Here is a 7,778-nt window from a genome sequence, read left to right on the forward strand (position 1 = left end):
CGCCGCGCAGCGCCCGACCGCCCCCTCGGGCGGGCGCTTTTGCAACGTTTCAAGCCATTGAAAACGCGGGAGTGTTTGGCTGGCATAAAGTGCGATCCACAGAGGTTGCTGCGCCCACCCGGCGGTCGGGCACCGCGCGGCTTGTTTCTGACCCCCCAATGTCCGCTCAAGGCCAATCGCGACACATCTTTCAAACCAACGCTTTACGAAAGCCGCTCCAAATCCCAGGACCGGTCGGGGTAGTCCTGCAATTCGATCACCCCCGCGATCGCGCCGGGCGAGACACCGATATCGCTGGCATGGCGGATGAAGCGTAGCCGCTCCCACTCCGCCTGCCCATAGCGCCGCTGATTGCCCGCACTGCGCAACGGCGCGTCAAGCAGCCCGCGCACTTCGTAAACTCCTCGGTGCAGATCGTCCGGCAATCGTTGCAAGAGCGGCGTGGTGCCGCCCTTGGGGATCAGAACCGGGCGGCCTGAATGCGCAACTGACGGGCACGGTTGAGGATCGCATCCTCGACCGCGCGTTCGGTCGCGGCATCAACCGGACCGCGCTGCGATTGCAGCGCCACGTTGAGCGCCCGCGCATCAAGCGCGGGATCGCTGATCAGGATCGTCGCGCGATACGCCTGCCCACCACCCGGCGGACGGCCATATCCGGTAGAAATCACGCCAGTGAATGGATCGGCGGCCTCGACCGGCAAGAAGTCGAGGACCTGAAGCGATGCGGTCCAGAGGAAACGGTTGACCTTGACAGTATCCTTCGCCCCGCGAAACGCATCCAGCAACGAACCATCGGAGGCAGCCGCCTCTCTCTCGCGACCGCCTTTCACGCGCATCGCCTCAGGGTCAAGCTTGGCATCCTGCAACCCGCTACAGGCGCTGAGAAACACCAGAGAGGCCGCGGTCAGGCCAGCGATCTTGAAACGGGATTGGGTCATGGCACCGTCCGGGATTGTTTCCATCCCTACTATCCAACGCAGGACGGAGGAGCAAGCCGTTTGACGGACGGCAGCGCACTTGTGCCGGGTCGCTGCGCTGTGGCATTCAGGATGAAATACAATGAAAGAGGGTTATCATGGGTTTGAGCGAGATCGACGCGCGTGTGCGCAAGGCCGCAGATGACGCCGGGCGCGCGCCTGACAGCGTTGAATTGATCGCCGTCTCAAAGGTACAGCCAAACGAGCGGGTCGAGGCGGTTCTGCGAGAGGGGCATCGCAGCTTTGGCGAGAACCGTGTTCAGGAGGCGGTGGGAAAATGGCCGGGATTTCGGGACTCCTACGACGGGATCATCCTTCACCTGATCGGTCCGCTGCAGACCAACAAGGCAAGGCAGGCGATGGAGCTTTTTCAGGCGATCCATTCAGTGGATCGCCCCAAGCTTGCCACCACGCTTGCCCGCTTGGCACAGGACATCGGCGCATGTCCTGACCTCTTCATTCAGGTCAATACCGGTGAAGAGCCGCAAAAAGCCGGAATCATGCCCTCGGATACGGATGATTTCGTCGCCGAGTGCCGTGCGCTGGACCTACCCCTGCAGGGCTTGATGTGCATCCCCCCGGTCGAGGAAGAGCCAAGCCTGCATTTCGCACTTTTGGCAAAACTCGCGGCACGCAACGGTCTTGACGGTCTGTCGATGGGCATGAGCGGCGATTTCGAGCGCGCCATCGCACTCGGGGCGACGCATGTGCGGGTCGGATCGGCCATTTTCGGAGAACGCGACTACGGCTGACCGCGCCTTACAATCAATCGCGCGCCAAAGGTGATCCGGCGCGCGATTGATCGAAGATGATCAGGGCGCAGCCCGACGCAGCCCGCCGTTGGAAATCCTGGTCGCCGCCAACGGTGAATAAAAATGCACGACCCGCGCTCGCGCACCGCATGGGGCCAGTTCCAATCGGTAATCAGAATCAAATCATAGAGTGGGTCCGGCCGGCGCAGCATCTCGTGGCTATGTGGATAGGGCGCGCGCACCATGAGATTGTAATCCTCGTCGCACGGGTCATCTGACCACAGATCTCCCGGCCGGATCGGCACCGCCCAATCGGCCGGCCGCGCCATGCGGTCCGGCCTGTACAGCAAGCCCACAATTCGATGTGCGCCGACTGGGGTCGCGCCGTCACCCTCGCGCTTTCTGTCAGACAGGCCGCCACGCCCGACCGTGCAGGGATATCGCTGCCCACGGAACCGCAGTCCAACGGGGGTGAGGACCAGATCATCAGGTGTCATGCTGTTTTTCTGCCCGATCCGAGCGCTTAGGCAAAGGATGATTCGCGCACCCCGCGTTTTTCTTGGCAAAACACCCCGCCCATCCAGCCGCAATCGCAGAATGCCGCCTGTGGTCAGCCGCCATGGCCATGTATATATTGAACCGCAGATCAGGACAGGGGGCAAGAACCGTGCATAAATTGATCGCGATCATCGGGGCATGTTTGATTGTAGGAACAGGCCCTGCACTCGCAGAGCGGGATGCGTTGCGCGCATATGTCTTCGGCAACAGCCTCGTGCATCATCTGAGTGACGATCCCGCCACCAACGTGCCATGGTGGATGGCGAGACTGGCACAAGCCGACGGTCGCGATATGGCGCTCTCTGGGCAATGGGGCTTTTTACGTGATTTCGCTGGTCAGGGGATTGTACCGAACTGGTCGTTCGACGGGGTGCGCGCCCTTCGCGGGGCAGCGGATACGGTGGTAATCACACCCGCGAATTTCATTCAGTACCAGCCCCCCGATGCGGCATTCGAGGGCGAGAACCCCAACGATGCAAGCCCGCTCTCGGCCACGCTCGACGTGGTCGATCAGGCGACACAAAAGTGGCCAGATGCCCGCGTGATGATCTATGAAGGCTGGCCCGACATGGCAGGGTTTGGTCGCCGCTTTCCGCCCTCAAACCGCAACCTGCGGCGTTGGCATGGCTACGCTTTGAGCGATTATCACGATTGGTTTCGTAGCTTCGTTTCGGATTTGCAGGAGGCCCGGCCTGACGTGGATATCTCGCTCTTGCCGGTCTCGTCTGTCTTGTCTGGGCTTCAAACGGGGATCTTGGATGAGCTCCCGGTCGAAGCGCTCTACACCGACAACGCACCGCATGGCACGGCAAACCTCTATTTTCTGGCCGCGCTCGCAAGCTACACGGCGCTGTACCAAAACCCGGCACCAACTGACTTCGACCTCCCTGAAAACCTGCATCCGATGGTGCGAGACAACTATCCGCGCCTTGTCGAAGAGGTCGCGCAGGCCATTGGTCTGCGCGACCAGGCACGGGCCGAAACGCCGATCACAGGCGCGGGACTTGCAGATCCGAGCCTTGGTATCGGCCTCAACGGCATTTCAGACTGGTCGAGCCAGCATCCTTTCATCGACGTGATGAAGACAGCCCGCCCTTGGATCGGCCATACATCTGCGGAATGGGGGGCCTTCTCGACGGAGGCGCTGCGCGAGGGGGGCTACCTGAACGACACAGGCTGGCCCGTCGCATTGCCCGAGGATGCCAAGGCGCTCGAAGCGTTCATTCTGACCGACCAACCCGAAGAGGCCACACATCTGACCGGGCGATACCTCTTGCGCTACAGCGGCGAGGGCGTGCTTCGGGTGGTAGGTCGGGCCGACAACGTCCGATACAATTACGACACCCGCGAGATTCGCTTTAGCGTCTCGCCCGGTGACGGGCCCGTGGCCCTCCGCCTTTTGGAAACCGGCCCCGACGATCCGCTACGCGACATCGTCATCGTGCGCGAGGACCAGCTTGCCTTGCATGAGTTGGGCGTGATCTTCAATCCGCTCTGGACCGAAAAGGTCGCCGACATGCGGGTGATCCGCTTCATGGACTGGATGTTCACCAATGGCTCCCCCCAAACGACGTGGGAGGCTCGGCCCGTGCCTGACGATGCGACCTATGTCTGGCGCGGCGTGCCGGTAGAGGTGATGATTGCCCTGTCCAACAGGATCGGCGCCGACCCTTGGATGAATATGCCCCACGCGGCGGATGACGCCTACATGCGCAACTTTGCAGTATACGTGCGCGATCACCTTGATCCTAGACTGCGCGCCCATGTCGAGTATTCCAACGAAATCTGGAATTTCATTTTTCCCCAAACCGTCTGGGCCCGAAATCAGGCAGAGGCGCTCTGGGGCGATGCTGCGGGTGACGATGCATGGATGCAGTTTGCAGGGCTGCGGGCTGCACAGATGGCGGATATCTGGCACGAGGTCTTTGACGCGTCTCAGGACCGGCTTAGCGTGGTCGTTGGCACCCATACCGGCTGGCCCGGGCTGGAAGAGCCGCTCTTGATGGCACCATTGGCCATCGAGCAGGGGCAGTTGCAGCAACCACCCGTCACGCGGTTCGATCGCTACGGCGTGACCGGCTATTTCGGTCACGAGTTGGGCAGCGAGGACATGGCCGAGACGGTGCTGGGCTGGATCACCGCAAGCCGCGCCGTCGCACGGGCCAAGGCGTCCGAGACCGGTGCCGAGCAAGAGCCCCACGTCGCCACGCATGGATACGATCTGGCTTATGATCTTGCGGCAGAGGCATTGCGGCAGGGATCGCTACGCGAATTGCTGCAAGAAACCCTGCCCTATCATGCAAAGATCGCCGCCAAACACGATATGCAACTTATCATGTACGAGGGCGGCACGCATGTCGTTGGTCACGGACCTGTTGTCGAGAACGAGGCGCTGACAGATTTCTTTGTGGCGTTCAACTACAGCCCCCAGATGGGCGCACTCTATAAGGAGTTGCTGACAGGTTGGCAGGAGGCGGGCGGCACGCTCTTCAATGCCTTTGTCGATGTCGCGGCCCCCTCTAAATGGGGGAGTTGGGGGGCGCTGCGGCACCTCAACGACACAACACCACGATGGGACGCCCTGATGCAGGCCAACGCCACGCCACCTGACTGGGCCGACACCCGCGCACCCGGCGCCTTTCTGCAAGGCAAGACACTGCAAGCTGGTGACACCGCCACCACTCTGGAGGGCACCGACAAGGCCGACATCCTATTGGGCGGTGGTGGCGATGACACACTGATCGGATCAGGCGGGCATGACCGGCTCCACGGTGGCGCAGGCCGCGATACGGCGGTCCTGCCCGGTGCACGCAACGCTTACCGCATTGAGCGCGAGAACGGTCGCGTGATGCTTGAGGGCCCAAGCGGCCCGGTAATTCTTGTGGCTGTCGAGGTCTTGACATTCACAGACACACCCGGAGAGACGATAGATCTCAACGAGCTACTTTGATGATGCGCGCCGCGCGGCGGCGCATGAGCAAACTGTCCTTGATTCGGCCTTTCAAACCACGTGGCGGCAGGATCTCGCGATCCATCTCGAACACCGCCCCGTTGAGGGCCGGATCGTCCCACAGCGCAAGCGCCGCCCCCCATTGCGCCGCCTGGCCCGGGTCGAGCCCCTGCGCGACGCCCATCCGCGTGGCCAGCATCCCCGGCATCCAGTCGGTGATGACAATCCCCGGGAAACGGTCCGCCAGATCGGCGACCAGTGCGCGGCTGAAAATGCGCCCCGCCCCCTTGGATACCGCATAGGCCGAAGAGGCGGGCAGCGGCGCGATGTCGGCAAAGGTCGAGACATTGACGATCCGGCCCCGCCCGGCCTCGACCATCCCGTCAAGTGCGGCGCGCGTGCAATTGGCCATGCCGCCGAGATTGATCGCCACGGTCTCGGCAAAACTCTCGCCGCTCTCATCAAGGAAATCGCGGCGCGGATAGACGGCGGCGTTGTTGATCAGCACCGTGACCGGCCCGACCTCTGCCACCTGCGCAAAGCCCGCGCGCACGGCCTTTGCATCCGACACATCCGCCACCACCGGCAAGATCTGCCCGTCAGGCCCTATCGCGGCGGTCTCCTCCACGCCTTGCGCGCTGCGCCCCAGGGCCGCCACGCGCATGCCCCGCGTCGCCAGTTCCAGCGCCAGCGCCCGGCCAAGGCCGCCGCCTGCGCCTGTCACCACCGCGATGCCGTCTTTCAAAGTCATGCCTGCCCCTCCCTGCACCGCACCATCACCTCGGCCACCCGCAACGCGTTGGCGGCGATGGTCAGGCTCGGGTTCACCCCCATCGAGGAGGGCATGAACGACGCATCCGCCACATAGAGGTTGCCAATGCCATGCGCCCGGCACTCGGCATCCAGAACGCTTGTGGCCGGATCGCAGCCCATCCGCAGCGTGCCGCAGGGATGGCCGAAATTCAACTCCGGCACACGGGTCAGGAAGAACGTGCGATGCCCGCGCAGCCCCGCCCTGATCGCCCGGCGCAAGGCGCGGCGGCGGGCCAAAAGCTCTGGGTTGAGCGTATAGTCGATATCAATCGCCTCGGGCGCGCGCGCGTCCCATGTCACCCGGTTCTCAGGATAGCCGAGGTCCTCCATCAGCCCGACAAAGACCTGCGCCCGCCCCAAGAGCCGCGCCGCCACCGCCGCAGGCAGGCGCGTCAGATGCCGCAGCGCGCGCAGATTGCGCAGCGCCGAGCGGTCGAACATGCCGTTGAGCGCATGCACGATCTCGCCATAACCCGCGGCGATCCCCATCGCCTGCACGGTGCCAAAGCGTTGCCCCTGCCAGTGATAGAAATCGCGCAAGCTGATCGCCTTGCCAGGGCCATCCTGCGGTGTGCCGCGTGGCGGCCAGAGCGCGAAAATCTCGTTGAGATGAAACATCAGATTGCGCCCGACCAGCCCGCTGCCATTGGCGCAGCCCTCGGGCCACGCCTCGCAGGCCGAGGCCAGCAACAGGCGCGGCGAGCCGAGCGCGCCGCCTGCCAGCACGAAGTGCCGCGCGCGCAGGTCGAACGCCTCGCCGCCCCGCACGACCTTGATATGGCTGACGTTATCCGCCGTGCCGCACAGCCTGCGCACCTCGCAGTCCTCCAGCAGCGCCGCGCGCCCGGTGGCCAGCGCCGGTTCCACCCCGGCAGAGCGACCGTCCATCTTGCAGGCGCGGGGGCATTTGCGCCCCAGACAGCCCTCGCACCCCTCCAGATACCGGATCGCGGAATGCAGCCGGTAGGGATGCAGCCCTGCCCCGCGCAGGGAGTGCATCAAGGCCCGGTCCACGCCGGACAAAGGCGGCGGTGCTGCCAGCGGATCGGCAGGCTCGGGCGAGAGCGGATCGACCTCGCCGCAGACATGCAGAAGGTTCTCCGCCTCGGCATACCAGCCGCGCATCGCGTCATAGCCCACCGGCCAGCCGCCGGTGGGGTGCGGGCGGCCCTCGACAGGCTCCAGATCGTGCCGCTCGGGCCGCTCCAGCGTGGCGGCGTAGAACACCGACGATCCGCCCACCCCCGCGCCGATGGGGCCAAAGAACTCCGATGCACGCCCGTCAATCCGCGCCCGGACCGGCCCCGGCCAATAGCCCCGCACCTGCCGCGCCACCGGGTCGCCCATCTCGGGGTTCAGCCCCTGCCGCTCGGCGCGATACCCCTGCGGCCCCTTCTCGACGAACAGCACCTTGAGGCCGCGTTCGGCCAGCCTGCGCCCGATGATCCCGCCGCCCATACCCGCGCCGATCACGATCACATCCCACAGGGTGTCGCGGATATCGCTGCTCATTCGACCCTCTCGAACACCGGCGCGAACAGATCGCTCAGCGCGATCGCCCCGCGATTGGTCAGGTGGTTGTTGTCGAAATAGAGCGCCTCACCGCCCTGCATGACGGAACAGGCGGCATCATCACATAGCCTCGGCCAGGGGTCGAGCACCTTGACCACCCCGGCGGCATCGAGCGCCCGGAGCGGCGCCTCGGCCCGCGCCGCGCGCGCCTCCG

At 64.3% G+C, this 7,778-nt stretch carries 8 protein-coding genes; 2 read left to right on the forward strand and 6 right to left on the reverse strand.

The window, feature by feature from the left end; all coding sequences use genetic code 11:
- Positions 1 to 203: 203 nt before the first annotated feature.
- Entirely contained in the window at positions 204 to 425 is a 222-nt protein-coding gene (locus tag Q0X85_RS10750; RefSeq protein WP_297771944.1) for a MerR family transcriptional regulator, read from the reverse strand.
- A gap of 35 nt (positions 426 to 460) precedes the next feature.
- A complete protein-coding gene (locus Q0X85_RS10755; RefSeq protein WP_297771946.1) occupies positions 461 to 964 on the reverse strand; it encodes a DUF3576 domain-containing protein in 504 nt (167 codons plus the stop codon).
- A 113-nt stretch (positions 965 to 1,077) separates the two neighbouring features.
- On the opposite strand from Q0X85_RS10755, the gene Q0X85_RS10760 reads away from it, so the two are divergent.
- Entirely contained in the window at positions 1,078 to 1,731 is a 654-nt protein-coding gene (locus Q0X85_RS10760) for a YggS family pyridoxal phosphate-dependent enzyme (RefSeq protein ID WP_297771947.1), read from the forward strand.
- Here Q0X85_RS10760 and Q0X85_RS10765 read toward each other — a convergent pair.
- The gene (locus Q0X85_RS10765) at positions 1,722 to 2,228 is read right to left on the reverse strand and encodes a L,D-transpeptidase family protein (RefSeq protein WP_297771948.1); all 507 of its coding nucleotides are present in this window, start codon (positions 2,226 to 2,228) and stop codon (positions 1,722 to 1,724) included. The genes Q0X85_RS10760 and Q0X85_RS10765 overlap by 10 nt on opposite strands.
- 170 nt (positions 2,229 to 2,398) lie before the next feature.
- Between Q0X85_RS10765 and Q0X85_RS10770 the strand changes: the two genes are divergently transcribed.
- Positions 2,399 to 5,239 (forward strand): calcium-binding protein, encoded by a 2,841-nt coding sequence (locus Q0X85_RS10770; protein WP_297771949.1) that lies wholly within the window; start codon positions 2,399 to 2,401, stop codon positions 5,237 to 5,239.
- Here the strand turns inward: Q0X85_RS10770 and Q0X85_RS10775 are convergent.
- The 3 genes from Q0X85_RS10775 to Q0X85_RS10785 all read right to left on the reverse strand — a co-directional run.
- Positions 5,223 to 5,990 (reverse strand): SDR family oxidoreductase, encoded by a 768-nt coding sequence (locus Q0X85_RS10775; protein ID WP_297771950.1) that lies wholly within the window; start codon positions 5,988 to 5,990, stop codon positions 5,223 to 5,225. The two genes, Q0X85_RS10770 and Q0X85_RS10775, sit on opposite strands and share 17 nt — an antisense overlap.
- The gene (locus tag Q0X85_RS10780; RefSeq protein ID WP_297771951.1) at positions 5,987 to 7,564 is read right to left on the reverse strand and encodes a GMC family oxidoreductase; all 1,578 of its coding nucleotides are present in this window, start codon (positions 7,562 to 7,564) and stop codon (positions 5,987 to 5,989) included. Before Q0X85_RS10780 ends, Q0X85_RS10775 begins: the two co-directional genes overlap by 4 nt.
- Positions 7,561 to 7,778 (reverse strand): SGNH hydrolase domain-containing protein (locus tag Q0X85_RS10785; RefSeq protein WP_297771952.1); only part of this gene is annotated, 218 nt, incomplete at its 5' end. The genes Q0X85_RS10785 and Q0X85_RS10780, both read right to left, overlap by 4 nt.

It is taken from the genome of uncultured Roseovarius sp. (assembly GCF_947259555.1).
Taxonomy (GTDB): domain Bacteria; phylum Pseudomonadota; class Alphaproteobacteria; order Rhodobacterales; family Rhodobacteraceae; genus Roseovarius.

Bases quoted from the DNA above. Each gene is read 5' to 3' on its own strand.
- Q0X85_RS10755 (WP_297771946.1), bottom strand. From the start codon at position 964: ATGGAAACAATCCCGGACGGTGCCATGACCCAATCCCGTTTCAAGATC.
- Q0X85_RS10760 (WP_297771947.1), top strand. From the start codon at position 1,078: ATGGGTTTGAGCGAGATCGACGCGCGTGTGCGCAAGGCCGCAGATGAC.
- Q0X85_RS10765 (WP_297771948.1), bottom strand. From the start codon at position 2,228: ATGACACCTGATGATCTGGTCCTCACCCCCGTTGGACTGCGGTTCCGT.
- Q0X85_RS10775 (WP_297771950.1), bottom strand. From the start codon at position 5,990: ATGACTTTGAAAGACGGCATCGCGGTGGTGACAGGCGCAGGCGGCGGC.
- Q0X85_RS10780 (WP_297771951.1), bottom strand. From the start codon at position 7,564: ATGAGCAGCGATATCCGCGACACCCTGTGGGATGTGATCGTGATCGGC.